This is a genomic window from Aquabacterium sp. UBA2148 (genome assembly GCF_002328915.1).
GTDB lineage: Bacteria > Pseudomonadota > Gammaproteobacteria > Burkholderiales > Burkholderiaceae_C > Aquabacterium > Aquabacterium parvum.
This window is the reverse complement of the sequence record NZ_DCXA01000055.1, coordinates 1-915: the sequence shown is the minus strand read 5'-3', so window position 1 is coordinate 915 and position 915 is coordinate 1. Positions and strand designations below refer to the sequence as shown.

1 protein-coding gene is annotated in these 915 nt (G+C 66.2%); it reads right to left on the bottom strand.

What is annotated here, in order from left to right; translation table 11 throughout:
• A partial coding sequence (locus B2W70_RS02985) for an ABC transporter permease (RefSeq protein ID WP_414631019.1) occupies positions 1 to 915 on the bottom strand: 915 nt, incomplete at both ends.

Below are 915 nucleotides of genomic sequence, written 5' to 3'. Positions count from 1 at the left end.
CAGCCCGGCCATCAAGACGATGAGCCCGGCGGCCAACGTGAACGCGAACAGGAACTCGACCGCCGTGATCACCTGATCCAGCACCGACTGCACCTGCGCCAGCGTGGCCGTCACATCGACCACGGTCACGTTCGGGAAGTCCTGCACCAGGGTTCGGTCCAGCACCGAGCCCGCCGGCATGCGAAAGGCGGTGATCCAGGTCGCGGGCCAGTTGGCCTCGGCGGCCCTGGGAGTCATCACGAAGAAGTTGACCCGCATGGACGACCAGTCCACCCGCCTCAGGCTGGTGATGCGGCGCTCGTCGAATTGGCCGGCCAGGTCAAAGCGCAAGGTGTCACCCAGCTTCAAACCCAGGGTTTGGGCAATGCCTTCTTCCACGCTGAAAGCGTTCGGCTCCTCGGGCAGGAATCGCCCACCGACCAGATCGTTGCGACGGGGCGGCTCCACCGCGTGGCTGAGGTTGAACTCGCGGTCGACCAGGCGCTGGGCCCTGTCATCGACGAAATCTTGCGGCCGCACGGGTTTGCCGTTGATGGCCACCAGGCGGCCACGCGCCATCGGGAACCAGTCGTACTGGCTCACCCCGCCCTTTCGCAAGGCCTGCTGGAAGGCTTCGACCTGGTCCGGCTGGATGTTGATGACGAAACGATTGGGGGCGTCAGGTGGGCTGGCGGCCTTCCAGCTGGTGATCAAGTCGGTGCGGATGAGCACCAGCAGCATCAAGGCCAGCAGGCCAATGCCCAGGGCACACACCTGAACGATGCTGTGGCCCGGCTGCGCCGTGACCTGGCGGGTGGCCAGGCTCAACCAGTTGGGCAGGCGCTCGCCATGGCGCTCGACCGCTCGACGCAGCAGCACGATGGCGAGCCCGCCCAACAAGGCAAACAGCGCCATCGCGGCCACGAAGCCACCCAG